1 pseudogene is annotated in these 412 nt (G+C 67.5%); it reads right to left on the bottom strand.

Going from position 1 to position 412, the window contains the following annotated elements:
- A pseudogene (locus EN884_RS38305) lies at positions 1–412 on the bottom strand (chromosome segregation protein SMC); the annotation flags it as partial.

Here is a 412-nt window from a genome sequence, read left to right as displayed (position 1 = left end):
GGGCAGGCCAGCGACCTTGGAGAGTATCTCCGACAATTCCCGGTCGACATCGGCAAGCTGACGCGCGAAGCGGTCGCGGCGCTCGGCGGTATCGCGCAGCGTCCGTTCGATCTGGTTGCGCGAGGCGGCAGCCTCGGCCCGCTCGGCAGTCAGCGCGGCGAGTTTGGCTTCGCTTTGTGAAAGCGTAGATGCCGCTTGTTCGAAAGCCGCGCGGGTGGTGGCCTCGCGCTCGGCGGCACCAGCATTTTCCGAATTGAGTGCCGCCTCTTCGGCGCGCAGGCGCTCGAGAATGTCCGCGTTGTCGCGGACCATGCGCTCCTCACGCGCGATATCGCCGTCGAGCTGCTGCAGCCGGCGCTCGAGTTCGCTCTGACGGGCGCGGATGCGGCCGGCTTCCTCTTCGATCTGCGAC

The sequence above is a fragment of the Mesorhizobium sp. M7A.F.Ca.AU.001.01.1.1 genome, from assembly GCF_004022735.1.
Classification (GTDB): Bacteria; Pseudomonadota; Alphaproteobacteria; order Rhizobiales; family Rhizobiaceae; genus Mesorhizobium; species Mesorhizobium ciceri.
The sequence above is the reverse complement of the archived record's forward strand: the minus strand, read 5'-3'. Positions and strand labels throughout refer to the sequence as shown.